General features: G+C 68.3%; 25 protein-coding genes and 1 pseudogene. 13 read left to right on the top strand and 13 right to left on the bottom strand.

Features of this window, described 5'->3' with window-relative positions; translation table 11 throughout:
• Positions 1 to 278: pseudogene (locus tag BLW27_RS17580) on the bottom strand (TAT-dependent nitrous-oxide reductase); the annotation flags it as partial.
• Between the two features lie 15 nt (positions 279 to 293).
• Positions 294 to 2,573, bottom strand: a complete 2,280-nt coding sequence (locus BLW27_RS17575) for a NosR/NirI family protein (protein WP_245710927.1) — start codon at positions 2,571 to 2,573, stop codon at positions 294 to 296.
• Between the two features lie 171 nt (positions 2,574 to 2,744).
• On the opposite strand from BLW27_RS17575, the gene BLW27_RS17570 reads away from it, so the two are divergent.
• On the top strand, positions 2,745 to 3,584 hold the full coding sequence (locus BLW27_RS17570; RefSeq protein WP_089885347.1) for a hypothetical protein: 840 nt from the start codon (positions 2,745 to 2,747) through the stop codon (positions 3,582 to 3,584).
• Positions 3,585 to 3,586: 2 nt separating this feature from the next.
• Here the strand turns inward: BLW27_RS17570 and BLW27_RS17565 are convergent, their stop codons facing one another.
• Positions 3,587 to 4,282, bottom strand: coding sequence for a Crp/Fnr family transcriptional regulator (locus tag BLW27_RS17565; RefSeq protein WP_089885345.1), 696 nt, complete (start codon positions 4,280 to 4,282; stop codon positions 3,587 to 3,589).
• A gap of 147 nt (positions 4,283 to 4,429) precedes the next feature.
• Between BLW27_RS17565 and nirK the strand changes: the two genes are divergently transcribed.
• Positions 4,430 to 5,473, top strand: a complete 1,044-nt coding sequence (gene nirK, locus BLW27_RS17560; RefSeq protein ID WP_089885343.1) for a copper-containing nitrite reductase — start codon at positions 4,430 to 4,432, stop codon at positions 5,471 to 5,473.
• Positions 5,474 to 5,875: 402 nt separating this feature from the next.
• Here the strand turns inward: nirK and hemN are convergent, their stop codons facing one another.
• The 9 genes from hemN to BLW27_RS17520 form a co-directional block, all read right to left on the bottom strand.
• Entirely contained in the window at positions 5,876 to 7,231 is a 1,356-nt protein-coding gene (hemN, locus tag BLW27_RS17555) for an oxygen-independent coproporphyrinogen III oxidase (protein ID WP_089885341.1), read from the bottom strand.
• 52 nt (positions 7,232 to 7,283) lie between these two features.
• Entirely contained in the window at positions 7,284 to 7,973 is a 690-nt protein-coding gene (locus BLW27_RS17550; RefSeq protein ID WP_089885339.1) for an NnrU family protein, read from the bottom strand.
• The gene (locus BLW27_RS17545; protein ID WP_089885336.1) at positions 7,970 to 8,188 is read right to left on the bottom strand and encodes an NnrT protein; all 219 of its coding nucleotides are present in this window, start codon (positions 8,186 to 8,188) and stop codon (positions 7,970 to 7,972) included. Before BLW27_RS17545 ends, BLW27_RS17550 begins: the two co-directional genes overlap by 4 nt.
• Positions 8,185 to 8,358, bottom strand: coding sequence for a hypothetical protein (locus BLW27_RS21310; protein WP_177177970.1), 174 nt, complete (start codon positions 8,356 to 8,358; stop codon positions 8,185 to 8,187). Before BLW27_RS21310 ends, BLW27_RS17545 begins: the two co-directional genes overlap by 4 nt.
• Before the next feature lies 1 nt (position 8,359).
• Complete coding sequence (locus tag BLW27_RS17540; RefSeq protein WP_089885334.1) at positions 8,360 to 10,237, bottom strand: nitric oxide reductase activation protein NorD; 1,878 nt, start codon at positions 10,235 to 10,237, stop codon at positions 8,360 to 8,362.
• A gap of 5 nt (positions 10,238 to 10,242) precedes the next feature.
• Positions 10,243 to 11,037 carry a CbbQ/NirQ/NorQ/GpvN family protein gene (locus BLW27_RS17535; RefSeq protein WP_089885332.1) on the bottom strand — a complete coding sequence of 265 codons (795 nt, stop codon included), beginning with the start codon at positions 11,035 to 11,037 and terminating at the stop codon, positions 10,243 to 10,245.
• 3 nt (positions 11,038 to 11,040) lie between these two features.
• Positions 11,041 to 12,387, bottom strand: a complete 1,347-nt coding sequence (locus BLW27_RS17530) for a cbb3-type cytochrome c oxidase subunit I (protein ID WP_089885331.1) — start codon at positions 12,385 to 12,387, stop codon at positions 11,041 to 11,043.
• A 70-nt stretch (positions 12,388 to 12,457) separates the two neighbouring features.
• Positions 12,458 to 12,910: a c-type cytochrome gene (locus BLW27_RS17525; RefSeq protein ID WP_089885329.1), complete on the bottom strand. Its 453-nt coding sequence runs from the start codon at positions 12,908 to 12,910 to the stop codon at positions 12,458 to 12,460.
• A 171-nt stretch (positions 12,911 to 13,081) separates the two neighbouring features.
• Entirely contained in the window at positions 13,082 to 13,777 is a 696-nt protein-coding gene (locus tag BLW27_RS17520; protein ID WP_089885328.1) for a Crp/Fnr family transcriptional regulator, read from the bottom strand.
• Positions 13,778 to 13,930: 153 nt separating this feature from the next.
• On the opposite strand from BLW27_RS17520, the gene BLW27_RS17515 reads away from it, so the two are divergent.
• The 5 genes from BLW27_RS17515 (at position 13,931) to BLW27_RS17495 (ending at position 17,228) form a co-directional block, all read left to right on the top strand.
• Positions 13,931 to 15,127 (top strand): NnrS family protein, encoded by a 1,197-nt coding sequence (locus BLW27_RS17515; protein WP_089885326.1) that lies wholly within the window; start codon positions 13,931 to 13,933, stop codon positions 15,125 to 15,127.
• A 251-nt stretch (positions 15,128 to 15,378) separates the two neighbouring features.
• Positions 15,379 to 15,810, top strand: a complete 432-nt coding sequence (locus BLW27_RS17510) for a hypothetical protein (protein ID WP_089885324.1) — start codon at positions 15,379 to 15,381, stop codon at positions 15,808 to 15,810.
• A complete protein-coding gene (locus tag BLW27_RS17505; RefSeq protein WP_089885363.1) occupies positions 15,810 to 16,457 on the top strand; it encodes a MotA/TolQ/ExbB proton channel family protein in 648 nt (215 codons plus the stop codon). Before BLW27_RS17510 ends, BLW27_RS17505 begins: the two co-directional genes overlap by 1 nt.
• Positions 16,426 to 16,830, top strand: coding sequence for a biopolymer transporter ExbD (locus BLW27_RS17500; protein WP_342708084.1), 405 nt, complete (start codon positions 16,426 to 16,428; stop codon positions 16,828 to 16,830). Before BLW27_RS17505 ends, BLW27_RS17500 begins: the two co-directional genes overlap by 32 nt.
• Positions 16,827 to 17,228, top strand: a complete 402-nt coding sequence (locus BLW27_RS17495) for an ExbD/TolR family protein (protein ID WP_089885322.1) — start codon at positions 16,827 to 16,829, stop codon at positions 17,226 to 17,228. The genes BLW27_RS17500 and BLW27_RS17495 overlap by 4 nt, the downstream gene beginning before the upstream one ends.
• A 354-nt stretch (positions 17,229 to 17,582) precedes the next feature.
• Here the strand turns inward: BLW27_RS17495 and BLW27_RS17490 are convergent, their stop codons facing one another.
• Positions 17,583 to 17,858 carry a VPEID-CTERM sorting domain-containing protein gene (locus BLW27_RS17490; RefSeq protein WP_089885320.1) on the bottom strand — a complete coding sequence of 92 codons (276 nt, stop codon included), beginning with the start codon at positions 17,856 to 17,858 and terminating at the stop codon, positions 17,583 to 17,585.
• Positions 17,859 to 18,054: 196 nt separating this feature from the next.
• Here BLW27_RS17490 and xrtE point away from each other — a divergent pair, with 196 nt between their 5' ends.
• The 6 genes from xrtE (at position 18,055) to BLW27_RS17460 (ending at position 25,147) form a co-directional block, all read left to right on the top strand.
• A complete protein-coding gene (gene xrtE, locus BLW27_RS17485; RefSeq protein WP_089885319.1) occupies positions 18,055 to 19,653 on the top strand; it encodes an exosortase E/protease, VPEID-CTERM system in 1,599 nt (532 codons plus the stop codon).
• A 195-nt stretch (positions 19,654 to 19,848) separates the two neighbouring features.
• On the top strand, positions 19,849 to 21,561 hold the full coding sequence (locus tag BLW27_RS17480) for a BCCT family transporter (protein ID WP_089885317.1): 1,713 nt from the start codon (positions 19,849 to 19,851) through the stop codon (positions 21,559 to 21,561).
• A 125-nt stretch (positions 21,562 to 21,686) separates the two neighbouring features.
• Positions 21,687 to 22,466 (top strand): ion channel, encoded by a 780-nt coding sequence (locus tag BLW27_RS17475; protein WP_089885315.1) that lies wholly within the window; start codon positions 21,687 to 21,689, stop codon positions 22,464 to 22,466.
• A gap of 80 nt (positions 22,467 to 22,546) precedes the next feature.
• Complete coding sequence (locus BLW27_RS17470) at positions 22,547 to 23,362, top strand: formate/nitrite transporter family protein (RefSeq protein WP_089885313.1); 816 nt, start codon at positions 22,547 to 22,549, stop codon at positions 23,360 to 23,362.
• A 181-nt stretch (positions 23,363 to 23,543) separates the two neighbouring features.
• Complete coding sequence (locus tag BLW27_RS17465; protein ID WP_177177969.1) at positions 23,544 to 24,266, top strand: DUF1007 family protein; 723 nt, start codon at positions 23,544 to 23,546, stop codon at positions 24,264 to 24,266.
• Positions 24,257 to 25,147: a nickel/cobalt transporter gene (locus tag BLW27_RS17460; RefSeq protein ID WP_089885310.1), complete on the top strand. Its 891-nt coding sequence runs from the start codon at positions 24,257 to 24,259 to the stop codon at positions 25,145 to 25,147. The genes BLW27_RS17465 and BLW27_RS17460 overlap by 10 nt, the downstream gene beginning before the upstream one ends.
• The last annotated feature ends 55 nt before the right edge of the window (positions 25,148 to 25,202 follow it).

Below are 25,202 nucleotides of genomic sequence, written 5' to 3'. Positions count from 1 at the left end.
CGGTTGAACACGGGGATGCGCATCAGCTCGCGCATCGAGGGCAGGCCCTGGATGCGGACCTCGCCCGACTGGCCGCCCGAGACGAAGACGTAGTACTCGTCGAGCTCGCCGGGTTCGATCGCGGCGTGGCCGTTGCCGCTGCCTTGGGCGCGGGCACCGGTGGCCGAGGCGCCGAAGGCACCAAGGCCGGCTGCCCCTGCAACGCCCGCGATGGCGGCGGAACTGCCCAGCATCTGCCGGCGGCTCAGCGCCACGCGGCGGAACTCTTCTTTATCCATGATAGGTCTCCTTGTTTAACCTGATGTGGAATTCGGGTGCCCCGCGACCGCGCGGGCGCGGGCGGCGTCGGGCTTCAGTTTCGGGGACGCGCCGGGCGCCGACGCGACCTTTTCACGGCGCAGGCGTTTCTGGATCATCGACGGGCAGCGGTGCTCGTCCCAGAAAAGGTCCTGACAATGCATGCACCAGATGCACTCGTTCGGGTTGATGGTCCCATCCGGGTGGATGCACTGAACCGGGCATTCCTTGGCGCAGCGCTGGCACGGAGAGCCGCATTCCTTGTGCCGCTTGAGCCAAGGGAAAAACATCGCCAGCCGCGCCGGGATCGCCAGCGCCGCGCCCAGTGGGCACAGGTAGCGGCAGAAGAACCGCTCGATGAACAGCCCCACGACCAGCAGCGCCACGGCGAACAGCACGAACGGCCATGCGCGCATGAACTTGAGCGTGATCGCGGTCTTGAACGGCTCGACCTCGGAGGCGACTTCGGCCATCGCGACGGAGTAGAGCGACAGGCCGAAGAGCCCGAGGAAGATCATGTACTTGATCGGCCAGAGCCGCTCATTCAGGCCCCAAGGCACGTTGATCTGCGGCACCTTCAGCGCGCGCGCGGCATTGTTCAGAAGCTCCTGCAGCGCGCCGAAGGGGCACAGCCATCCGCAGAACGGGCCGCGGCCCCAGAACAGGATGCCCGCGGCGACCGAGACCCAGAAGATGAAGATCAGCGGCGCCGACAGGAAATAGGTCCAGCTGAACCCGCTGATCAGCGAATTGGCGAAGGTCAGGACGTTGACCACCGACAGCTGTGCGTTCGCGATCCAGCCGATCCAGACCAGCGTGAAGGCCAGAAACCCGCGCCGCACCCAGACGAACAGCCGGTAGCGTTTCACAAGCGCGTCCTGAAAGAAGAAGATCACCGTCAGCAAGCCGATCGCGGCGCCGGCTATGCCGATCTTCACGGTGTTGGCGCGCCACATCTTCACCCAAAGCGGCTCGGCCAGTTCGCCGGTCAGCGCCTCGGCCTCGCCCTGCAGCGGGCCGGCGGCCACGGGTTCGGCCGGCACCTGCGGCGCGGGCGGAAGGGCGGTCTCGATATACTGCTCGGGCGGCGTATAGGTCAGGCCGAAGGTGGTGAACGCCTTGTCGAGCGGCCCGGTCGCGCGCTGCACCAGCAGCTGCAGAGACCACGGCTCGGCCGGCTCGAAGCCGTAGCCCGCGGGGATGCGGAACAGGCTCACCTCGTCGAAATTCGGCGCGCCCTCGGCCTCGACGTCACCCAGCCGCGTTTGGTCCCGGTCGCGGAAGCGCAGGGTGTTCACGTCCTGGATCAGCTCGATCCGGTCGAAGATGCCGCCCCGCACGTAGCCCGACCCCTTGAAGGAATAGCGCCCCTCGCCCATCACGACGATGGCGTGTTCGCCCGGCTCCAGCTGGCTGGTCATCTGCTGATACGCGGCCTCGCCCAGCAGCGAGCGGCCCACCGTCGGGATCGTCGCCAGCGCGGTATAGAGGTTGATGAAAGGCTCGTCAGGCTCGCCGCGCTCGGGCCGCGCGATGGCTTCCTCGTTGCCGCTGCGCTCGAACGCCTCGTTCACGTCGCCCACGCTCAGCGACAGCCGCCGGACCGAGCCGTCGCCCACCAGCGTCTGCCAGTCGCGGACCTCGCTCTGCTCCATGTCTATCGTGCGTTCGGCCGCTTGTGCCGGCGCGGCCGCATCATCTGCCTGCACCTCGGCCAAGCGACCCTGCCGCACCACGGCGATGGCAGCGCGCAGCACGCTGTCGCCCATCACGAGGACGGTGACCGTGGCGCCGCTGACGATATCCACCTGCGGAAGCGGCTGCCGCCCCTCGGCGACGGCCGCGACGTCGGTGCCGACCAGCGAGGCGATGGCATCCACGACCCGCTCTTCCGGAATACCGATCAGGACGATCGGCTCCTGGTGCTCCAGCATTTGCAGGCCGGTGATACGCCCCGACAGGTCGATGCCGGCCGCGATGTGGATCGGCTTGCCCGAGTACCCTGTCGCATCCGCGAAGTCCGAATTCAGGAAGACGAAGCCCAGCACCTCGTCGCCGGCAAGCGCCGGCACGACCGGCGGGCTGCCCGCGACGTCGCCGAAGCGATCGGCGCCGGGCACCAGCGTGCCGGGATCGATCTCGGCCAGGAACTCGGGAAGGCGGTCGGCCGCGGATGCGGGAGGCGGCACCACGATGAAAGCCAGAACGGCCAGCACGAGTGCCATGACCAGGCGCAATGCCGATGCGTGGGCAACCTCGTGTCGCAAACCGTTCATTGGTCACCTTCCGCTCTGACCGGAGCGTGAGGCACCGGACCTGGGCACCACGTATTGTGGTCTTGCGGGCCGCTCTTTGATCTACCGCAATGTCGCGCCACTTCGTTGGAGGGTTACTGTAGGTCATCCTGACCCGAGCGAACGGGGCAGGTTGCGCAAAGGAGTGGGAAAATGAGCCGGTTACGTGCCGAACCCAAGATTGCCGCCGAAACGGCCGCGGACCTTCGCGCGCTGGCCCGCGGCTTGTCGATCCAGGCGATCCGCCTCTACGACAGTCTTGCGTCGCGCATGGCGGAATTCGGCAACGACGGCGCGCGCGCCGCATTCGAGCGCGTTGAAAACCTGCAGCGTGAAAATGCCCCGGGCGACGCGACCGCCCCGGCGGCGATCCTGCCCGAGGTGTTCCAGGACGAGGGTCTGCGCGACCTGCGCCTAGTCACACCCTACCGCGCCTTCGCGCTGGCCGTCCGGAACGAGGAACGGGCCTTCGCCTTCTGGGCCTGCATCAGCGCTCATGCCCACGATCCCGCCGTGAAGGAAGAGGCCGAACGTCTTGCGCTGGCCGCGATCGACCATGTCAGGCTGCTTCGGGTCGAGCGGCGCGGCGTGTATCATCAAAGCCGCGACCCGTCGCTCGAGGTGCTGCGCACCGTATCTCTGGCTGAACTGAAGGCCGAGGCCGCGCGGCGCGAGGCGACGCTTGCGCGGCTGCACGCGCGGATCGCCGCGACGCTTGCCGATGCCGGCGACCCTCTTGCGCAGGTGCTGGAGCGGGTCGCACGAGACGAGCGTGACACCGCCAGCGAGTTCGGCGCGACGGAAGAGCCGCCGGTCGACGCGGAATCGCTTCCCGCGGATGCCGCGTCGCTGCGCGCGCTAGCCATCCAGCGCATCGAGATCGCCATCGAGGTCTATCTCTTCGCCGCCGACTGGTCGGGGCGCGAGGACGTCCTCGCCCTGGCGCAGGACTTGGCCGCACGTGGGCTGGCGCATCTTGCGCTACTGCGCTGACCTTAGCTGTCCGCGACCGCCCGCAATCCGTCGATGTCGCGGATCAGTACGCGACGGCGGCCGCACCCGACCAGCCCCTGCGCCTCCCAACCGGTCAGGGTGCGGCTTACCGTGTGCAGGCACGTACCGGCCATTTCGGCCAATTCCTGTTGGGAGATCGGGAAGCCGACCTTCAGCCCCTCGGGCACGCGTTCGCCGGCCTCCTCGACCAGAAGGACCAGCGTGCGGGCGAGCCGGTGCTCGACATTCTCGGTCGCAAGCTCCCGCAGGCGGGTCTGCAACTGTTCGTAGCGCCGCCCGAGCACCGCCATGGCGTTGCCGGCAAGCACCGGGTTCGCGTGGATCTGCCCGCGGATCGCCGGGCCGTCCCAGTGGATCGCGCGCACGGCGTCCACCGCCGTCGCAGAGACCGGGTAATGCGGCGTATCCGCCAGCACGGGAAAACCGGCCAGTTCGCCCGCGCCAACGTAGCGGATCAGGACCTGCTGGCCGTCCTCGGTGCACTGCGTCAGCCGAACCCGGCCGCCGAACACCGCGAACAGCCTTCTGGCGGGCGCGCCCTGCTCGAACAGGATTCCGCCCGCGGCAAGAGACTGTTCGGTGGCCATGTCATAGGCGGCGGCGACCACCTCCGGCTCCGCCTTCGCGAAAAGCTCGTTCCTCGCCAGGATCTGCATGTCGATACGTCGCCGGTCCATCGCTCTCTCCTTCGATTGCAGTGACCGGATAGACCGCCAAATCGATGCGTTAGTTGACGCGCAGCAAAGAAGAACCGGGTCGGTCGTGCCAGAAGCGGATCAGCGAGAGACCACACCGATCTCCGCAAGCGAGGAAAGGAAAAGGCGATGAAAGCTCAACGCCTTCTGATGACAGCAAGCGCACTGGTGCTGGCAGCATTCGTGGGAACCGTGCAGGCCGAGACGGCCGCCGACGCAAAACTCTCGGCAGAGCCGATCGCAGACATCGTTCGCGCGCCGGGCGACCTTCCCGGCCCCTTGGGCGCCCGCGGCCCCGAGCACGTGGTGGTAAACCTCGACACCGTCGAGGTCACCGGCAAGCTGGCCGACGGCGCGACCTATCGCTACTGGACCTACAACGAGAAGGTCCCCGGCCCGCTGATCCGCGTCCGCGTCGGCGACACCGTCGAGGTCAACCTGAGCAACGACGAGGACAGCTGGTTCCCGCACAACATCGACCTGCACGCCGTGACCGGACCGGGCGGCGGCGGCGAGGCGACGATGACCATGCCCGGCGACAGCAGTTCGTTCACCTTCAAGGCGCTGAAGCCCGGTCTTTACGTCTATCACTGCGCGACCCCGATGGTGGCGGACCACATCGCCGCCGGGATGTACGGCATGATCCTGGTCGAGCCCGAGGGCGGTCTGCCGCCGGTCGACCGCGAGTTCTACGTGATGCAGGGCGAGATATACACCGAACAGGCGTTCGGCACGCAAGGAGAGCACGCCACCGACTACGACAAGCTGCTGAACGAGACGCCGGAATACTACGTCTTCAACGGCTCGGCCTACGGGCTGAAGGACAAGACCCTTCAGGCCGAGGTGGGCGAGACGATCCGCATCTACTTCGGCGTGGGCGGCCCGAACAAGACGTCGTCCTTCCACGTGATTGGCGAGATCTTCGACAACGTCTATTCGCTGGGCAGCCTCAACAGCGAGGTGGTCAACGACGTGCAGACCGTGACGGTGGCACCGGGTGGTGCCACGGCCGTGGACATCGAGCTGGACGTGCCGGGCAACTACATCCTGGTCGACCACGCGCTCAGCCGGGTCGAACGGGGACTGGCGGGCATCCTGCAGGTCAAGGGCGCCGAGCAGCCCGCGATCTTCGGGGCGATCGAGGCCCCGGTGAAGACGGCAGACGCGCGCTAGGATCCGTCGCAGTACAAATCGGCCGGCCGCCTTCGGGTGGCCGGCTTTCGTTTGGGCGCCTCCGCTCGTGCGGCAGGTCGGTCCAGGACAAGGGCCGTAGCGTCGATCCTCCGCAGCTGCCGGCATTGTCATAGGAACGCGTTTCTCGCCGCGATGAGGAACCGGCTTGGGCGGCCGAGCGGCAAGTGGGCCCGAGGCATGACGCACGCGCGCGCAGGGCTTTCGCGCGCAGTCGAAGTTTCCCCGCCACGGCTTGGCCCACGCGGCCCGTCGCCCTCATGCGGCGTGCGCCGTATCAGATCAAGGAGAGCATCACGCCCGCCGTCGACCAAACGCCCCGGACCGGCCGGGGCGTCTGGTCAACTGGAGCCCCGGCGGACAGGCTGCCGGGGCGTGGGGCGGTCAGGATGCCTGGCTGTAGCGGGCGCCGTCCGGAGAGTAGCCGTCGAAGACATGCGCCACGAGCCGGGTCAGCGCGCGCCCTTCGGGCAGGATCGTCAGCCCGTCGTCCGAGACCTCGACCAGGTCGCCGAACCGCTCGGCGGCCAGCGCCATCTGGGCCCTCAGCCGGTCGGCGCCCGCGCCGAAGCCGGCGCGCAGCGCGTCGAGGTCCAGCCGGAAATTGCACATCAGCATCTCGATCGCGCGGCCGCGCAGCAGGTCCTCCTCGGTCATGACGTGGCCGCGAGCGCCTGCCAGTTTCCCCGCCTCGATCCGCTCGACATAGGCCGGCGTGGCGGCGGCGTTCTGGATGAACCCGGTGGGCAGGCGCGAGATCGACGACGCGCCGAGGCCGATCAGCGTCGGACAGGTATCGTCCACGTAGCCCTGGAAATTGCGCCGCAGGCGCCCGCTCCGCGCGGCGACGGCCAAGCCGTCGTCCGGCCGGGCGAAGTGGTCGATGCCAATCGGGGTCAGGCCCGCGTCGCGGAAGCGGGCCGCCGCGCGCTCGGCCAGCTCGTAGCGCGCCACTTCCCGCGGCAGCGCGGATTCGTCGATCAGGCGCTGGCGCTTGGACACCCACGGCACGTGGGCGTAGCCGAACAGCGCGATCCGGTCGGGGTCGAGGTCCAGCACGCACGACACCGTGTCGTCCAGCCGCGCCACGTCCTGGTGCGGCAGGCCGTAGACCAGATCGGCGTTCAGCGACCTTATCCCCGCCGCGCGCAGGTCCCGCACGCAATCGCGCGTCACGTCGAACGGCTGGATGCGCCCGATCGCCTCCTGCACCTTCGGGTCGAAGTCTTGGATGCCGATGCTGGCGCGTTTCATCCCCTCCTCGGCCAGCGCGTCGATCTTCGCCCGGTCCACCATCGTCGGGTCGATCTCGACCGAGAACTCCCAGTTGTCGGTCGGCGGGATCACCGCCTTGACCGCCTGCGCCAGCCGGTGGATCAGCCCGGGCGGCAGGATCGTCGGCGTGCCGCCACCCCAGTGCATCCGCCCCATCCGCAGGCCCGCCGGCAAGGTTCGCGCCAGCAGCGCAAGCTCCTGCTCGAGCGTACCGAGATAGCTTTCGACGGGGCTTAGGGTCTTCGTCCCCTGCGTGCGGCAGGCGCAGAACCAGCAGAGCCGTTCGCAGAAGGGAATGTGCAGGTAGACCGACACGGGCGTATGCGGGTCCAGCGCCCGAAGCGCGGCGTCCTGTTGCGGCTCGCCCACCTCGGGCGAGAATACCGGCGCGGTGGGATACGAGGTGTAGCGGGGCACCCTGGCGTCGAAAAGGCCGAGGGATCGGAGGCGTTCGATCTGTTTCATGTCCGTCCTATGCGCCTTTCCCGCCGCCCCGACCTTGCGCAGGATCAATAATTCAGACGGGAAACGGCGACGCGCCGATCACCGGTTCGTGCAGATGCATCAGGCCCAGCCAAACCGCGAGTCCCAGCCCGGCGCGCAGGATTAGCTCGCGGGCATTGGCGCGCAGCCAGCGGCGGTCGGCCAGCGGCTTGGGCGACAGGATCGCGGTCGCGGCAAAGAACTCCTCGGCCTGCGGCCCGAGCATCCGTCGCGCCCGCGCATCGAAGGCCGGGATCGCCGCCACGGCCATGAGCGTGAAGCTGCCGAAGAGAATCACGTGCGCCAGATCGCCGTTCGGAAGCAGATGCGCCCCCGCCCACAGCGCCAATGCCAGGAACAGCGGGTGGCGCGTTACGGCGGCGAATCCCGGCGCCTCGGGGTCGAGCGCGGTCTTGCGCCCGCCCAGGGTGAAGGGCTGCCGGATGCCGGCGCCGCAGGTGACCAGCACGACCGCCACGGGCATGGCCAGCACGGGCGCCCACCGCGTCCACGGCGCTTGCGGCCACAGCTCGACATACGGCGCGCGCCCGGCCGCGGCGATCACCCAGACCAGCAGTGCCAGCGACAGCAGGCCGTAGAGCGCGAAGTACGCGCGCCGGCCCGCCGCGCCGATCAGCCGCTCGCGCAGGCCCCACAGCCGGGGCACGAAGTGGCTGGCGACGAACAGCGTCAGCGCGAGGGCATATTCGGTCCAGCCCGTCATGGTTCCTCGGCCTGTTTCATCAGGCGCACGATATGCCGGGCAAAGGCCCATGTCGCGGGCAGGCCCAGCACCATGCCCCCCAGGACCGAGTGCCACGGCGTCAGCGCAGGCCAGCCCAGCCACGTCCCGATGAGCGAGGCGAAGAACAGGTTGACGCCGATCGCGCCCGCCCCGAACGGGTAGAGCGCGACCAGCAATTTCAGCGGCGGTGTCATCGCCGGCTGACCAGGACCTGGACCGCGGCCAGCGCGACAATCAGCCCGATCGAGCCGATCAGGAACCAGAACTCGGCCGCCTGGGTCTGCGGCTGCGGGATGGGCCGGTCGAACCCCGCGGCGAAGGCGGGCAAGGGCAGGAACAGGGCAAGGATCAAGAGGCGTTTCATGTCAGTTCTCCATCGTGAGGGTCTGGTAGATTTCGGGTAGGGCGCGCGGCAGGCGTTCGGGATGCGGCAGCAGGGTGAACCCGGCACGCCCGAAGATGCTCGCGAACCAGTCCTGCCCGTCCGCGTCGACGATCACGCCGTGCACCGCCTGCCCCAGCGCGCGGGCCTCGCGGACGGCCATGCGGCTGTCCTCGATCCCGTGCTGGCCTTCGTAGTGGTCGAGGTCGTTGGGCTTTCCGTCGGTCAGCACCAGCACCAGGCGGCGCGTGGCCCCCTCCTCGGCCAGCCTGGCCGAGACGTGCCGAATGGCGGCCCCGAGCCGGGTGTAGTGCCCGGGCTTCAGACCGCCGATCCGCGCGGTGACGGCCGGCGACATCGGTTCCTCGAAGGTCTTGGCCCGGTGCAGGAACACCCGGTCCCGGCGCAGCGAGGAGAAGCCCCAGATGCCCAGCCGGTCGCCCGCCGTGTCGATGCCGGCGGCCAGCGCCGACAGACCCTCGCGCGCCACCTCGATGACCGAGCTTTCCCCGAGCGCGGCCTCGGTCGAGCGCGAGCAGTCCATCAGGATCGCGACCGACAGGTCGCGCGCCATCGGGCGACCCGCCTGCCAGACCCGGTCCGAGCCTTCGTGCCCGCAGGCGATGTCGGTGCGCGAGGTCACCACCGCGTCGAGGTCCAGGTCGTCGCCGTCGACCTGCCGGGGCAGGACGACGCGACGCGGATGCAGCGGCGCGAACTGCCGCTTCACCCGCGCCACGAGGCGGGGATCGGCGGCATATTCCGCGCATGGCGCGGCCTCGGCCTCGAGCACGCGGGTGTGGTCGGGCATGTACTCGCCGGTGCGGCGGTTCCATTCGGGATAGGTGAACCTCCCGGCCAGCCGCTCGTGCTCGGCGTCCTCGGGCGACAGGTCGAGCGACACGCGCAGGCGCGTCGCCGCGCGTTTCAGGTTCTCCGACAGCGTCAGGTGATCCTGGTCCTCGGCGGCCTTGGCGGCGTTGTCCTGGTCGTCGTCGTCGACCATGCGGTTGATGTTCAGGCTTTCGGCCCAGGACATGATCGACTCGAACCGGTGCACGATGAAGCTGTCGTTGCGGTTGGCCTGGTCGCGGTCCTCGCGCCGTGCCTCCTTGCGCGTGGGCACGGCCATCGCGGGGGCGCGGCTTTCCGCGTCCTCCGGCGCGGCCTTGCCACCCGTCGCGCAGGCCCGCAGCCGCAGCCAGATCGGCAGCGGCGCGTAGGTCCGGTAGCCGCGCGGCGCGGGGCAGTCCAGGCAGGCGTCGCTCGGGGCATGGCCGCAGATCTGGTCGAGGATCAGGCGTTCGACCCCCGCCTCGCAGCGCGGCAACCCGCCGCGCCGGCGGGTCGCGGCGATGTGCGCGCACAGCCGGTCGTAGGATGCGCGCAGGCCCGGGCATTCGGCAAAGGCCCTGTCCGAGGCGCGCGCCAGCGCGGCGATCTCGGCCCGGTCGGCCGCCAGCGCATCAGCCTGCGGCTCCGGCAGGTCCACGAAGGCCGCCAGCGCCGCCAGCCACATGTAGCAGGCGCGGTTCAGCTCGCGCGTCGGGAAGACGTCGATCACCGGCGGCAGGCGCAGGCGGTCGCCGTCGAAGTCGGCCACGTGGGCCCGTTCGCGCGGCGTGCCGATCCGGCGCAGGCGATCGGGCCGGTGGTCCGAGCCGGTCAGCGGCGCGATCGCGATCTCGACCCCCGCCGCGCCGCCCAGGGCCCGGAACAACGCGGCCATCGACGGGCGCATCGCCTCGAAGGGGACCGCGCGCGACGCGTCGGGGTTCGCCGCGCCCCAGCGGCTGGCCATGTCGTGCCAGAGGTTGCCGACCGTCTCCTCCGGCTCCATCAGGTCCATGACGTGCAGCATAGCGATCACCCGTAGATCACGGCGGCCAGGTCGCGCAGCGCCTGCTGCGTGTCGGGCTCGTCGGAAAGCGGCTCGACGATCGCGGCCTCGATGGCGCGGTCCACCGCCATGCCGCGGGCGATCATCGTGGCCGCGTAGATCAGCAGCCGCGTCGACACGCCCTCTTCGAGGTCCATCCCCGACAGCGCGCGGATCTTGCCCGCAAGGCGCACCAGCCCGGCCGCCCGCGCCTCGTCCAGGCCGCTTTCGCGGACGACGACGGGAAGCTCGACCTTGGGCGAAGGAAAGTCGAACCCGATCGAGACGAAGCGCTGCCGGGTCGAGGGCTTCAGCTTCTTCAGGATGTTCTGGTAGCCGGGGTTGTAGCTGGCCACCAGCATGAAGCTGGGGGGTGCGACCAGCTCCTCGCCCGTGCGGTCGATCACCAGCCGACGGCGGTCGTCGGTCAGCGGGTGCAGCACCACGGTCACGTCCTTGCGCGCCTCGACCACCTCGTCGAGGTAACAGATGCCGCCCTCGCGCACCGCCCGGGTCAGCGGGCCGTCGACCCAGACCGTCTCGCCCCCCTTCAGCAGGTAGCGCCCGATCAGGTCGGCCGCCGACAGGTCGTCGTGGCAGGCGACCGTGTGCAGCGGCAGGCCCATGCGCGCGGCCATGTGTTCCACGAACCGCGTCTTGCCGCAGCCGGTCGGCCCCTTCAGAAGAAGGGGCAGACCGTTGTCATGGGCCGTCTCGAACACCGCGCATTCATCGGCGACGGGCTGGTAGAACGGCACGCTGGGGGTTTCCAGGTCACGCATGGCTCACTCTCCGGGGATGGCGGCCATCGGGCCGGGTTGGGTGGCTTCGCGGCGCACCACGAGCATCGAGTAGATGAACAGCAGCGCGCCCAGGACGACCGCCACGCCGGACCCGAAGCGCATCATGTAGAACATGCCCAGCTGGTCCTGCACTTCCATGTAGTAGTCGCCCACGATCCGCTGCATGTGCGTCTGGATCGTGCCCGCGAAGGTCAGCGTGAACGTCATGAACGCCATCCCGCCCGTCATCAGCCAGAACGACACCTGGTTGAGCACCTGGTTGTAGGGATCGCGGCCCCGCAGGATCGGCATGGCATAGGTGAACATCGCCAGGTTCAGCGCGACATAGGCGCCGTAGAAGGCCAGGTGCCCGTGCGCGGCGGTGATCTGCGTGCCGTGGGTGTAGAAGTTCACCCCGTGCAGCGTGTGCAGGAAGCCCCACACGCCCGCGCCGAAGAACGCCACCGTCGAGGCCCCCAGCGACCACAGCAGCGCGGCCTTGTTGGGGTGGTTCTTGCGCCCCTTCCAGACCATCACGAAGGCGAAGGACATCATGGCGAAGAACGGGATCACCTCGAAGGTCGAGAAGACCGAGCCGATCCACTGCCAGTAGCCCGGCGCGCCGATCCAGTAGAAGTGGTGCCCGGTCCCCAGGATGCCCGAGAACAGCGCCGTGGCGACGATGACGTAGAGCCATTTCTCGATCACCTCGCGGTCGACGCCCGTCAGCTTCAGCATCAGGAAGCCCAGGATCGCGGCCATCACCAGTTCCCACGTCGCCTCGACCCAGAGGTGCACGACCATCCACCAGTAGAGCTTGTCCAGCGACAGGTTGTCGGGGTTGATGAAGGCGAAGATCCACAGCAGGCACAGCAGCCACAGGCCCGTCAGAAGGATGTTGGTGATCGCGGTCTTGCGGCCCGCGAGGAAGGTCAGCGAGATGTTCACGAGGAAGATCACCGCCGCCACGAGGATGCCGAACTTGACCCAGAGCGGCTGCTCGAGGAACTCGCGCCCGCCGTGGATGCCCACGAGGTAGGACGCGACCGCGCCCAGCGTGCCGATCACCAGGATGGCCAGCTGGATGTAGGCCAGCCTGACCGAGTAGATCTCGCGCTCGCTCTCTTCGGGCACCAGGTAGTAGGCGGCGCCGAAGAAGCCCAGCAGCAGCCACACGATCAGCGCGTTGGTGTGGATCATGCGCACGATGTTGAAGGGCAGAACCTCCGACAGCGTGTTCGGCGACACGTAGATCCAGCCCAGCAGCAACCCGCCCAGCACCTGAATCCCGAACAGGCCCATGGCGGCGACGAAGTAGGCGTAGGCGACCTTTTGCGATTGGTATTTCATTGCTTTGTCTCCTGTCGCGATCCGCTCCGCCCGGGGCGGTTGCGATCGCGCGAATGTCCTGTCGATGAGGTCAGCCGGCCTCGTTGGGCGGCCAGTTCTGCGTGTCGGTCTTGTCGGCGAACCGCAGGAACTCGGACAGCGCGCGCATCTCCTCGTCGCTGATCTCGAAATGCGGCATCTGGCGGCGGCCCTCGATCCCCGAGGGCTGCGCCTTCATCCAGCCATCCAGCATCTCGTAGGCCGTCTGCGGCTCGTCGAGCACGCCCCAGCGGGTCATCACGTTGCCGACCTCGGGCGCGAAATAGGCACCCTCGCCGTGCAGCGTGTGGCAGTTGATGCAGGAATGCTCTTCCCACACGTGCTTGCCCAGGCGAACCTCGTCGCTCAGGGGCATTCCGGCGGTGGCGGTCTTGACGATCTGGCGGTGGCTGTCCGCGGTCAGGGCCACAAACACGACGACGAAGAACAGCGATCCTCCGTAGAACACGTTCCTGGCCCGCGATTTGGTGAGAAATTCCGACATGTCCCGGTTCCGGCTCTTGTTGCGGCTACGGGCTGTCTACCGAGGGTGTCGCGGCGCGAGGTTGTGCAAACGCAAAGAACGCGGCGAAAGGCGCGTGCTGTCTGCGGACAAGGGGTCGTGCGCCGTTCGGCGGCGGCGGCCGCTGTCAGCGGTCGGCACTACAGGGGGCGCCTACGCCCCCGGCCCGCTCAGGACGACCAGCGCGTGCGGGTCGGTGACCACGATGTGCTTGCGCGTGGACTCGACGATGCCGTCCTTCTGCCACGCCGACAGCAGGCGGCTGACCGTGTGCAGCGTCGTCCCCGTCATGTCCGAGATGTTCTGCCGCGTCACCGGGAACGCGATCTCGATCCCCGCATCCGTCTTGCGCCCGCTCTGGTTGACCATGCGCAGCAGCGCGGCGGCGACCCGCTTCTCGACCGCCTGGGTCGCCAGCTCGGTCAGCGTCTCCTGGATCTGGCCCAGCCGCTGGCCCAGGGTCTTGTAGCTTTCCGTGGCGAAGCCGTCGTAGCGCGTCGTGAAGTCCGACCACAGGCGCACGGGCCAGGACAGGGCGATGGATTCGGCCGCGGCCACGGATGTGGCGGGGTAGGTGTCGCGCTGCAAGGCGGGCGCGATCCCGAACAGCTGACCCGGCGAGATGTGCAGCACGATGATCTGGTCCCCGCCCGGCGTCGTGCGGATCACCCGCAGGTAGCCGTCGAGCAGCAGGAAGAACCGGTCCGCATCGTCCCCCTCGCGGAAGATCGCCGTGCCCTCCTCGTGGCGGCGCGACACCGCGAGGTCGAGGATCTCGCGGATCTGCGCCCTGTCCAGCCGCGAGAAGGGCGGCAGGCCGCGCAGAAGGCTTTCGTCGAGCATGGCCAAGGTTCGGAACCGGAGTTTGTTTCGGAGCAACGTTCGGACCGGCTTCTACGGCAATTCTGCAGCGGACGAAACAGCCGCGACGATGCCCCCGGCCGCCGGGAACGGCCGTCCGGGGCGACGGACGCAGGACGACGATCGAGCAGGAGAGTTCCGATGAGCCAGGGCGACACCTATCAGGGTCCGGCGCTGTTTTCCTACGGCTTCCGGCCGTTCTTCCTGGCTGCCTTTCTAAGCGCGCTGGTCCTAGTCCCGCTCTGGTGGCTGATCTGGCGCGGGGACGTGGCGCTGGCCGGCCACTTCACGCCGGTCGACTGGCACGTCCACGAGATGGTCTTCGGCTACGGCGCGGCCGTCGTGGCGGGCTTCCTGTTCACGGCGGTGCCCAACTGGACGGGCCGGCGGCCGACGCGCGGCTGGCCGCTGATCGTGCTGCTGTCGATCTGGATGGCAGGGCGCCTTGCAGTCGCCGGCTTGACCGGCCTCGGGCCGCTCGCCGTGGCGTTCGTCGACCAAGCCTTCATGCTGGCCGTGGCGGTGATGATCGCGCACGAGATCGCGGCCGGACGGAACTGGCGCAACCTCATGGTTTTGATCCCGGTCTCGTTGCTGTGGCTGGCCAACGCCCTGTTCCACGCCGAGGCGCTGACGCAGGGCAGCGCCGACCTGTCCCGCAGGCTGGGCATCGCGCTGCTGGTCTTCCTGATCCTGCTGATCGGCGGCCGCATCCTGCCCGCCTTCACGCGCAACTGGCTGGTCAAGCGCGGCGCGACGCGCCTGCCGGCGACGTTCGACCGGCTCGACGGCCTGTGCCTGCTGTCCGGAGCCCTGGCGCTGATCCTGTGGGTCGTCCTGCCGGATCACCCCGCCACGGCGGGGTTCGCGGCCTTGGCGGCAATCCTACATCTGGTGCGCGTCTTGCGCTGGTGCGGCTGGGCGACGTGGCAATCCCCGCTGCTTCTGATGCTGCACATCGCTTACCTGACCGTGCCGCTGGGCTTCGCCGCGATCGCCGCTGCGCCCTTTGGCGTCGCGGGTCCGGCGGGTGCCGCGCACATCTTCGGGATCGGGTCCGTCGGCGGGATGACCGTGGCGGTGATGATGCGGGCGACGATGGGCCATACCGGTCGCGCGCTCGTCGCGGGCGCGCCGCTTATGGTGTCCTTCCTGCTGATCGTCGGAGCGGCGGCGGCGCGGGTGGTCGGTCCGGGTTTTGCCCCGACGAATGTCGACGGCGTGAGCCTCTCCGCCCTCCTCTGGACCTGCGCCTTCGCGATTCTCGTCTGGCGCATCGGGCCGTGGCTTGCGCGACCCGGCCTGCAAAGCGGCGCGTCGGCCACGGTGTCGCGATAGCTCCAGTGCGTTGCCGGCACGAGAATGCTGCTCGGGCGCATCGGCTGGCGACGCTGCAGGCCCGCGCCTGCCGGTGGCTTCGCGCCCCGGCGGATCCTCATCGCATCGGCCGAGGAATTCCGACGAATCTTATCAGCTATTGCCCTTCGTCGGAAAACCTGCTTCGAGTCGGCGTTGAGACACATGCGCCAGCCAATTCCCGTCAGCCACGCATCGTCGACTTCGTGACAAGCACCGAACGGGAACCGGACATGACCACCTTCAGAACTCTCGCCATTGCAGCGGCGGCCTGTAACGCACTCGCCGCACCCGCGCTCGCTCAGGAGGAACTGGGCGCCCGCCTTTCGATCGAGCTGAACGCGGCGGAAACCGAGGGCGAGGCCTGCAAGATGTCCTTCGTCGTCATCAACGGCCACGACAGCGACATCGCGAAGGCGGTTTTCGAGACCGTTCTTTTCAACGCCGGGGGCCAGGTCGACCGGCTGACCCTGTTCGATTTCGGCGCGCTGCCCGCAGGCCGGACGCGCGTGCGGCAATTCGTGATCCCGGCCACGCCCTGCGACGGGCTTGGCCGCGTGCTGTTCAACGGCGCCGATACCTGCGAGGTCGAGGCGCTTGCCCCCGGCGCCTGCGAGGCCGACCTGCGGCTTGAAAGCCGAACCAGTATCGACGTGGTCGGATGATGAACCTGTCCGACGCATTCCAGCGGATCGCCGATCTCGGCGGTCCTGTCGTCCTGCTGCTGATCGCCGTGTCGGTGGTGACGCTGGCGGTCGTACTTTACAAGCTGTGGCAGTTCAAAAGCGCCGGCGTCGGCCGGCACAAAGCGCTGTCCGACGCTGTCGCCGCATGGGACTGCGGCGACAGGACCGGGGCCCGCGCCGCGCTCGCGCGGTCGACGAGCTACCTTGCCCCGGTTGTCGACATGGCGCTGAGCGCGGGACCCGGCGCCGCGACACGCCTCGAGGCCGAGGCCGAGACGCGCTTCGCGCGGCTCGAGCGGGGGCTGCGTTTTCTCGACACGGTCGCGCAGCTGGCGCCGCTGCTGGGCCTGTTCGGCACCGTTCTCGGCATGATCGAGGCCTTTCAGGCGCTGCAGGACGCCGGGGCTCAGGTCGACCCCTCTATCCTTGCCGGCGGGATCTGGGTGGCGCTGCTGACCACGGCGGTGGGTCTCGTCGTCGCGATGCCGACCGCGATCGCGCTCAGCTGGTTCGAGGCCCGCATGGACGTCGAGCGCGTCACCGCGGCCCGCGCCATTCATACCATCCTGATGCCGCAGGGCGCGGGCGCGGCCCGTGAACCCGGCGTCGCTCCGGCCCGTGCGTAGGGCGCGGGCGCGGCGGCGGCTGTCTATGACGTCGCTGATCGACGTCATCTTCCTGCTGTTGCTGTTCTTCATGCTGACCTCGACCTTCTCGAAGTTCTCCGAAGTTGAAATCGCCGCCGCGGCGCGCGGCACAGGCGACGCGGCGGACCGCCCGCCGCTGTTTCTCCAACTGGGCTCCGACGAGATCCGGTTGAACGGCGAAACCGTTGCGCTGGACACGCTGCCCGTCGCCCTTGCCGCCGAGACAGCGGACGCTCCGCGAGTGCTGCTCGTCGCGCTGCGCACCGGCGTGACGGCGCAGCGGCTGACCGATCTGCTCGTAGCCCTTCGCACGATCGACAACCTCACGCCGACCGTAATGGCAAGCTCATGAAGGCAAGGCCGACACGCACAACGCGTGAACCGACGATCGCGCTGATCAACATCGTGTTCCTGATGCTGGTCTTCTTCATGGTGGCGGGCACGCTCGCGCCGCCGCTTGACGGCGAGCTGAAACTGGTCGCAACGCGCGATCTGGAAGGCCGGGCGCCGCCCGACGTGCTGGTGATTCACGCCGACGGTAGGCTGAGCTATCGCGGCGCCCCCGTGGCGGCGCCCGCCGACTACCTGGCGCTGGCCGAAGCTGAGGCGACTTCGGGCGAGTACGGCCCGACTCTGCGGATCGTTCCCGACCGCGATCTCGACGCCTCGGACTTGGTGCGCATCGCAGGCGCGCTGCGCGCAGCCGGGGCCGGCCGCGTGCTCGTGGTGACTGAACGAGGGCTGGATTGAGTCAACGCGGAGTGGCATTTTCAACGGCGCGCGGCAACGCGACCTCGCGCGGCCGTGCGTCCGCAGGCATCGCCGAGAGTACCGGTGCCGGCGCTCTGTACGGCGCGGCTGCTCAGGTAATTCGGGCGGTACCACCATTCCGGTAACTGCCACAGGGCGCACGCGCGCCTGGACGATCTGGATCGAATTCCGCTGATCGGTGCCGGCGGCACACCCACCTGGTTTCAGCCGCGTTGCCCGGAACCCTTCTCCCAAACCTGCCGAACGGCGAGCGGGATGGCCGCCGGCCCCAAGACCGCGCGCCGGCGATCAGGCGCAGCTCGGGCGAGGTCCGACGGTCAGTGCGGCGGTCCTTCAGTCAATGGGGCGGGCAGCGCGGCGCCGCCGCAATTCGTAGAACAGTGCGACAAGCGCTGCGACGGCCGCCAGCGCAAGCACGCCCGAGGCGGCGTCGATTTCGGGAACCGAGGCCACTTCGCTACCGCCGTTGCCGCTGCCATGGCCGCCACCCCGGCCCCACCACCATCCATAGCCGCCGCCATTGCCGTGCCGGCCCTGCGCCAAAGCGCTGCCAGCCGACATGGCATAAACGGAGATCATTGTTGTAAAGCCCAGGAAATATCTGGTCATCGTCCACTCCTCTTTACGCAAAACAAAATCCACCACCCCCCCTGCGGAGTTTTTATACGATTCCCTCAAAATTTGGCAGCAGTTGGACAAAATTTTCGCTATTTTCGGAAGGAGTGCGAAACGTCCGGGGAGGGCGTGGCATGTATGGTGTCACGCAGTTTACACAGCCCAAGGCAATATCCGGTCCGAATCGCGCATGAACACTGATCTCACGACGAATCAAGGCGCCACCGGCGTAGCGCGCCTGACGGTGGTATGCGCGATTCTGGCGCTTGAGGCAGCCGCGATCGTAATCGCCTCCCAAGTCCTGCTCGACTTCGATTGCCGGCAGGTGGCGCTTTACGGCGCATGCCGCGCCCTGCGGCTGAGCCTTGTCCAGGCGCTGTGCCTGGCGGCGGGAGTGGTCCTCTACCTGACGGCGAGAGCCTCCGCCCGCGTCAACCTGATCCGTATCGCCAGGCCGCGGGCGGAGGCGGCGATCTGGTCGGGGCTGCACGTCCTGGGAGTGGTCTGCCTTTTCCTGCCCTTGGCAATCCTGCCTGCCCCGGCCTTCGCGGAAAGGTTCGCGGCGCTGCTTCCGGTAGTGGCGGCCGGCGCGACACTGGCCGTGTTCGGCGCGCTTTTCTGGCTGGCCCCGCCCGCGCCGCTGTGGCGCTGGCTACGCGCGCAAGGCTGGGTGCTGCCGGTTTTGATCGGCATCGCCGTCCTGCTGCCGCCGCTGGCCGACCGCGCCGCGCGCCTTTGGGAATGGAGCCCGCTCGCCGAAAGCACCTTCGCGGCCGTCGCCTGGACGCTGTCATTCGCAACCGACGACCTGACGGTGAGGCCCGAAGAGGCGATCATCGGCGCTCGCGGCTTCCTCGTCGCCGTAGCCAGCCAGTGCTCGGGGATCGAGGGCCTTGCACTGACCGCCGCGTTCCTCGCGCTCTACGCGGTGCTGTTCCGCGACACCCTGCGCCAGGCCCGGTTCTGGAGCGTGGTATTCCCCCTGGCGCTTGCGACGAGCTGGGCATTCAACGTCTTGCGCATCGCGGCGTTGATCCTGATCGGCGCCGCCGGCTCGCCTGACCTTGCGCTGAACGGCTTCCACAGCTTTGCGGGCTGGCTGTCCTTCACGGCACTGGTGCTGATCGTGCTTTCGATCGCGCACAACCTGCGCTGGCTGCAAAGAGATGCCGCGCCGCGCTCTGCCGCCATCGGCCCTCCCGACGCGGCCGAGCGCATCCTGCCCTTCGCGGTCTTCATGATCGCCAGCGTCGCCGTCAATGCCACGTTCATCGACCCCGCGGCGGGTTACCCGGTCATCGCCGCCGCTCTGGTCGGCGCGCTGTGGGTCGCGCGCGCGGCGTTGGTCCGGATCGAGTGGCGGCTCGACGCCGTGGCCCTCGCAGCCGGACTGGCGGTCGGGCTATGCTGGGTGGTGACCGCCCCGCCGCCCGCGGCCGATCCCTGGGCCGGAGCGCTGGGCCCGGTCGCGCTCGCGCTGTGGATCGTGATCCGGATGGCCGCGACGGTCGCGCTGGTCCCCGTGGTCGAGGAGATGTTCTTTCGCGGCTACGTCCAGGAACGCATCGATGACGGCCGCCTGTTTCGCCGCGTCCTGGCGGTCGCGGCATCGGTCGCGCCTTTTGCGGCGTTGCATGATCGCTGGGCCGTCGCCGCGGCGGCGGGACTGGTCTTCGCGTTCGTGTATATGCGGCAGCGCCGCCTGGCCGACGCGATAACCGCGCACGCGGTGGCCAACGCGGTGGTCGCGGGCGTGGCCTGGGCGCGCGGCGACTGGGGTCTCATCTGAGGCTGGACTGCGCTTGTTCCGCCGCGCGCGCCCGCCCTTCCTGGAGTGCGCGTGACTTCCGGACCGCGATCAAGTATCTGCCGCCGCATAGCTCATGTGACTCTGCGCGACGCGGCGCGTCAGGCGCCGACGCATGTCGGTCCGCCGCAGGATCGTTCCGTAGAGACGGCGCACCCGTTGCGGGAACCGCGCCCGATGCATGATAATTCGTTCGGATGCGCAGAGGCGCGCAGTTGTGGGAGACATGAATTGTCACAGGAAAAAGAGACCCCCCAGACAGAGCCGGAGGGTGCCGCCGCAATCCCCGTTCCCGAAGGCGATACCGAGATCATCGAGACCGACTACGAGATCGGGCAGGACAATTACGCCAAGTCGTGGGAAGTCGAACTCGACATCCACCAGGTCGTCTTCACCGTCTCGGCGGTTGGGATCGTGGCCTTCACTTTCCTCACGATGGCTTACCAAAGCGCGCTCGAGCCGGCGTTCGTCGGTCTGCGCGACTGGCTGACCTATAACCTGAACTGGTTCTTCCTTCTGTCCGGCAACATCTTCGTGCTGTTGTGCCTGTTCCTGATCGTATCCCCGCTGGGCAAGGTGCGTCTTGGTGGTCCCGAGGCGTCGCCGGACTACGGGTACATGGGATGGTTCGCGATGCTGTTCGCCGCGGGCATGGGCATCGGCCTGATGTTCTACGGCGTGTCCGAACCGATGAGCCATTTCAGCACCGCGATGGGCGGTGTCACCGTGGGCGAGGACGGCATGCGCACCGACTGGGCCCCGCTGGGCGGCGCCGAGGGCAACACGCAGGAAGCGGTCCGGCTCGGCATGGCGGCCACGATCTTCCACTGGGGCCTCCACCCCTGGGCGATCTACGCCGTCGTCGCGCTGGCGCTGTCGCTGTTCGCCTACAACAAGGGTTTGCCACTGACGCTGCGCTCGTGCTTCTACCCGCTCTTCGGCGACCGCGTCTGGGGCTGGCCGGGCCACATCATCGACATTCTGGCGATCTTCTCGACCATCTTCGGCCTGGCGACGTCGCTGGGGATCGGTGCGCAGCAGGCCGGGGCGGGTCTGAACTTCCTGTTCGGGCTGCCGACGACCAACCTGGCGCTGATCACCCTGATCATCGTCATCACCGCGATCGCGCTGGTCTCGGTGGTTGCTGGCCTCGATGCCGGGGTCAAGCGCCTGTCCGAGATCAACATCGTGCTGGCGGCGATCCTGCTGGTCTTCGTCATCGCCTTCGGACCGACGCTGGCCATCCTCGGCGGTTTCTTCACGAACCTGCTGGCCTACGGCGAATACCTGCCCGCGCTGTCGATGCCGTTCGGGCGCGAGGACGCCAACTTCGCCTCGGGTTGGACGGCGTTCTACTGGGCCTGGTGGATCAGCTGGTCGCCCTTCGTGGGCATGTTCATCGCCCGCGTCAGCCGCGGCCGGACAGTGCGCGAGTTCCTGATCGCGGTTCTGATCGTGCCCACCGTCCTGTCGGTGCTGTGGATGACCGCACTGGGCGGCACCGCCATCAGCCAGGTGGTGAACGAGGGCTTTACCCAGGTGCAGGACGCGGCGCTGGAGCTGAAGCTGTTCGAGATGCTCACGCAGCTGCCGCTGACCGGGATTACCTCGTTCGTGGGCATCATTCTTGTGGTGGTGTTCTTCGTGACCTCGTCGGATTCCGGCAGCCTCGTGATCGACACCATCGCGGCCGGCGGCAAGGTCAACGCGCCGACGCCGCAGCGGGTGTTCTGGGCCTCGTTCGAGGGGCTTGTCGCCATCGCCCTGCTGCTGGGCGGCGGCTTGGCGGCACTGCAGGCGATGGCGGTCTCGACCGGCCTGCCGTTCACGATCGTCTTGCTGGGCGCGTGCTACGCCATCGTCCGCGGCCTGATGAGCGAGCCGCGCTGAACGCCGGCACCGGGGCGGGCTGCGCTGCCCGCCCCGGTGCGTCACCAGGCAAAGAGCCTTCCCCGAAGCCGACACCCTTTCGTGTTCAGCGGCGCGTCGGCCGCCCCCGCAAGCGAGCGTCCTGCATGAGTGACTTCAAGCGCAGCGTAAGGCTACTCTATACAGGTCAGAGCCCGCGCGCCCGAAATTTCCGGTACGGGCTGATCGCCTTCGACTCGCTGACCATCATCTACTTCATCGTTACCGCGGCGATCCCCGCCACATCGGCCACCATCGCTCTGAACACGCTTTTCGGCGTGTTGATACTGCTGGACCTATGCGCGCGGTTCTGGATTTCGGACAACCCGCGCCGCGAATGCCTGCAGATCTACACACTGGCCGACCTGGTCGTCGTAGCCTCGCTGCTGCTTGCGCCGCTGTTTTCGGTCAACTTGGGATTCCTGCGCGTGCTGCGCGGCCTGCGGCTGATCCACGCCTACCACCTTCTGCGCGACCTCCGACGCGAAAGTCCGTTCTTCCGCCGCCACGAAGATGCGATCCTGGCCGCGGTCAACCTGTTCGTCTTCATCTTCGTCACCTCGTCGCTGGTCTTCGTCGTGGGTTTCGACGAGCAGAGCGGCGTTGCGGGCTACGTCGACGCGATCTACTTCACCGTCGCCACGCTGACGACGACCGGCTTCGGCGACATCACGATGACGACCGCAGGCGGCAAGCTGCTGTCGGTGTTCATCATGGTGGTTGGCGTGGCGCTTTTCCTGCAGCTGGCACGGGCTGTTTTCCAGCCCTCCAAGGTAAGATATAAGTGTCCCCGGTGTGGCCTGAACCGGCACGATCCAGACGCAGTCCATTGCAAGCATTGCGGCAAGACGCTGAAGATCGAGACCGAAGGCATTTCCGGCGCCTGAGCGCGCATTCACGGGCGCAGCCCCGCAACAGCGGCCGCAAGGCCCCCCGCCGCTTACGGGCCGGGCAATCAGGATCCGACATGTCCGAAAAAGCCGATCTCGACCAGGACGAGGAAAAGCAGGTGGACGCCTATGAAAGCGTCCCGACCTCGGTCATCTTCGAAGCGGTCCGCCGCGCGGGCGACCACGAACTGTCCCGTCCGGCCAGCGCGCTATGGTGGTCGGGCGTCGCGGCCGGGCTCGCGATCAGCACCTCGGTGCTCTGCAAGGGCTTTCTCGCCTCGATCCTGCCGCATGCGGACTGGGCGGCGGGCATCTCGAACCTTGGCTACACGGTGGGCTTCCTGATCGTGATCCTCGGCCGGATGCAGCTGTTCACCGAAAACACGATCACGCCGATCCTGCCGCTGTTCCTCGCGCCCACGCGCGCCAACTTCACCCAGACCGCGCGGCTGTGGGGCCTCGTGTTCGCCGCCAACCTCGTGGGCTGCGCCGCCGGCGCGCTGGTGCTCGTCCATGGCAATATTCTGCCCGGTGCCCGCTTTGCCGGCATCCTCGACGTCTCGCGCCATTACGCCGAGGCGACGCCGTTCCAGCATTTCGCCTGGGGCATTCCGGCGGGTTTCCTCATCGCCGCGCTGGTCTGGATCCTGCCGCGCATGGAGAGCGCCGGCGAGGTGCTGATGATCGTGATCGTGACCTACGTGATCGGCCTCGGCGGGATGTCCCACGTCGTCGCGGGCTCGACCGAGCTGTTCATCCTCGTCGCGAGGGGCGAACTTGGAATCGTCGCGGCTGTGTTCGGCGGCATTCTTCCCGCCTTCGCGGGCAACGTTCTGGGCGGGACCGGCATCTTCGCGGCGCTGACCTATGCGCAGGTCCGCGAGGAAATCTGACGCGGCTCGCACCTGCCGGCCAGTCGGTCATGGCCAAGCCTCACCACCTTGTGCGCGGCCTTCCGCCGGCCCCTCTGGCGCGGCGACCGCGCGCCGGTGTAGAAAGCCGGCGCGGAGCGCGGCCGCCTCGTCGACCTATGACAACCGGCGCCGCCGCCCGCACCTGCAAGGACCCGACGGAATGGCTGCTTTTCAGTTTCCCACGATCCCGACACGGCGGCGCGTGTCGTCGCGGCTTGCGGCGCAGACGGGCCGCGCGGCGGCACTCGCGCTTCTGGCGGCGGCCGTTCTGGCCTTCACCCCTGCCCCGGCCCGGGCGCACCCGCACGTCTTCATAGACGGCGGCGTGGATTTCGTGTTCCGGGACGGAACGGCGCTGGACGCGCTGCGGGTCACCTGGCGCTACGACGAATTCGAGACGCTCTACACGCTGTCCTCCTTCGGGCTTGCCCTGAACACCGAAGGCGATCTGGACGAGGCAGACCGGCAGACCTTGATCCGGCTGCTCAGCGACTGGCCGGAAGATTTCGACGGCTCGGCACATCTGTCCATCGAGGGAGAGGCCATCGAGCTCGAGTGGCCGACCGAGTTGGACGCGCGGATGGTGGATGGCCGGCTCGAGATGACGTTCATCCGGAAGCTGCCGGCGCCGGTTTCGCTGGACGGTCAGGACGCGGAGGTCGCATTCTACGAATCCACCTACTTCTTCGCCTTCACCGTGGCCGATGAGCCCCAGCTTCTCGATGCCCCGGCGCAATGCGCCGCCACCGTCATCCCCTTCGACCCCGACGGCCAGACCGATGCGCTGCGCTCCGCGTTGGCCAAGCTCGGGCGTGAAGAAACGCCGGAGATGAAGAACGTCGGCGCGCTGTTCGCGGACCGGATCGCGGTGACATGCGACTAGTCCTGATCGCGCTGACAGTCGCGCTTGGCGCTGCCGGGCTGAGCCTTGCCGTGGACACCTCCGAGGTCGGGCAGTGGGCCGTGGAGCAGCAGCGCGCGTTCCAGAACGTGATCGCCGGGGCGCTGCGAGCCCTGCGCACCGGCGCGCCCGAGGCGTTGGCTACGCTGCTTGGCGCATCCGCGGCCTACGGGTTCGTCCACGCAGTGGGGCCCGGGCACGGTAAGTACTTGGTCGGGGGTGTCGGCCTTGGCACGGCGGTTCCGGCGCTGCGCCTGGTGGTCCTCGCTCTGGCGGCCAGCCTGGCGCAGGCGCTCTGGGCAATTGTGCTGGTCTATGGCGGTTTCTTCGCCCTCGAGGTTTCGGCGCGGCAACTGACGGCGCTGGCCGAGGATTGGCTGGCGCCGGCCAGCTACCTCGCGATCTCGGCCATCGGCGCGGTTCTGGCGCTGCGCGGAGCACGGGCGCTGGCGCGCGGTTTCTCGCCTGCGCGGACGGCCGCGGCGGGGCACGCGCATCACGATTGCGGCCACGCGCACGGACCCTCGGTGGACGAGGCCCGGCAGGCGACCGGCCTGCGCGAGGCGGCGGCGCTGGTTCTTGGCATCGCGGTCCGTCCGTGCACAGGCGCAATTTTCCTGCTGGTGATCGCGTGGCAGATGGAGATCCGGGTCGCCGGAGCCGCGGCCGTTGTTACGATGGGATTGGGAACGGCGATGCTGACCAGCCTCGTCGCGGTGTCCAGCGTAGCCGCCCGGCGAATCGCCGTCGCCTCGACGGGAACGCGGGGCTCCGTCGCGCTTGCGGCCTCTTCGCTTCAGCTTCTGGCGGGGGCCTTGATTGTGTGGTTCGGCTTCGTTCTGCTTGCGGCCTCGCTGGCCTGATCGCCCGGCGCACCCCGGCCGGCGCTTGATGCGTGCCGCGGATTGCGGCAAGGCT

The organism is Citreimonas salinaria, assembly GCF_900107235.1.
Taxonomy (GTDB): Bacteria; Pseudomonadota; Alphaproteobacteria; order Rhodobacterales; family Rhodobacteraceae; genus Citreimonas; species Citreimonas salinaria.
The sequence above is the reverse complement of the archived record's forward strand: the minus strand, read 5'-3'. Positions and strand labels throughout refer to the sequence as shown.

Excerpts from the sequence above, each read along its gene's own strand:
- BLW27_RS17575 (WP_245710927.1), bottom strand. The coding sequence starts at position 2,573 with ATGAACGGTTTGCGACACGAGGTTGCCCACGCATCGGCATTGCGCCTG.
- BLW27_RS17495 (WP_089885322.1), top strand. The coding sequence starts at position 16,827 with ATGAAGGCAAGGCCGACACGCACAACGCGTGAACCGACGATCGCGCTG.
- xrtE (WP_089885319.1), top strand. The coding sequence starts at position 18,055 with ATGAACACTGATCTCACGACGAATCAAGGCGCCACCGGCGTAGCGCGC.
- BLW27_RS17510 (WP_089885324.1), top strand. The coding sequence starts at position 15,379 with ATGACCACCTTCAGAACTCTCGCCATTGCAGCGGCGGCCTGTAACGCA.
- BLW27_RS17470 (WP_089885313.1), top strand. The coding sequence starts at position 22,547 with ATGTCCGAAAAAGCCGATCTCGACCAGGACGAGGAAAAGCAGGTGGAC.
- BLW27_RS17525 (WP_089885329.1), bottom strand. The coding sequence starts at position 12,910 with ATGTCGGAATTTCTCACCAAATCGCGGGCCAGGAACGTGTTCTACGGA.
- BLW27_RS17530 (WP_089885331.1), bottom strand. The coding sequence starts at position 12,387 with ATGAAATACCAATCGCAAAAGGTCGCCTACGCCTACTTCGTCGCCGCC.
- BLW27_RS17465 (WP_177177969.1), top strand. The coding sequence starts at position 23,544 with ATGGCTGCTTTTCAGTTTCCCACGATCCCGACACGGCGGCGCGTGTCG.
- BLW27_RS17475 (WP_089885315.1), top strand. The coding sequence starts at position 21,687 with ATGAGTGACTTCAAGCGCAGCGTAAGGCTACTCTATACAGGTCAGAGC.
- nirK (WP_089885343.1), top strand. The coding sequence starts at position 4,430 with ATGAAAGCTCAACGCCTTCTGATGACAGCAAGCGCACTGGTGCTGGCA.
- BLW27_RS17545 (WP_089885336.1), bottom strand. The coding sequence starts at position 8,188 with ATGACACCGCCGCTGAAATTGCTGGTCGCGCTCTACCCGTTCGGGGCG.
- BLW27_RS17550 (WP_089885339.1), bottom strand. The coding sequence starts at position 7,973 with ATGACGGGCTGGACCGAATATGCCCTCGCGCTGACGCTGTTCGTCGCC.
- BLW27_RS21310 (WP_177177970.1), bottom strand. The coding sequence starts at position 8,358 with ATGAAACGCCTCTTGATCCTTGCCCTGTTCCTGCCCTTGCCCGCCTTC.
- BLW27_RS17490 (WP_089885320.1), bottom strand. The coding sequence starts at position 17,858 with ATGACCAGATATTTCCTGGGCTTTACAACAATGATCTCCGTTTATGCC.
- BLW27_RS17535 (WP_089885332.1), bottom strand. The coding sequence starts at position 11,037 with ATGCGTGACCTGGAAACCCCCAGCGTGCCGTTCTACCAGCCCGTCGCC.
- BLW27_RS17480 (WP_089885317.1), top strand. The coding sequence starts at position 19,849 with ATGCATGATAATTCGTTCGGATGCGCAGAGGCGCGCAGTTGTGGGAGA.
- BLW27_RS17570 (WP_089885347.1), top strand. The coding sequence starts at position 2,745 with ATGAGCCGGTTACGTGCCGAACCCAAGATTGCCGCCGAAACGGCCGCG.
- hemN (WP_089885341.1), bottom strand. The coding sequence starts at position 7,231 with ATGAAACAGATCGAACGCCTCCGATCCCTCGGCCTTTTCGACGCCAGG.
- BLW27_RS17505 (WP_089885363.1), top strand. The coding sequence starts at position 15,810 with ATGAACCTGTCCGACGCATTCCAGCGGATCGCCGATCTCGGCGGTCCT.
- BLW27_RS17515 (WP_089885326.1), top strand. The coding sequence starts at position 13,931 with ATGAGCCAGGGCGACACCTATCAGGGTCCGGCGCTGTTTTCCTACGGC.
- BLW27_RS17565 (WP_089885345.1), bottom strand. The coding sequence starts at position 4,282 with ATGGACCGGCGACGTATCGACATGCAGATCCTGGCGAGGAACGAGCTT.
- BLW27_RS17460 (WP_089885310.1), top strand. The coding sequence starts at position 24,257 with ATGCGACTAGTCCTGATCGCGCTGACAGTCGCGCTTGGCGCTGCCGGG.
- BLW27_RS17540 (WP_089885334.1), bottom strand. The coding sequence starts at position 10,237 with ATGCTGCACGTCATGGACCTGATGGAGCCGGAGGAGACGGTCGGCAAC.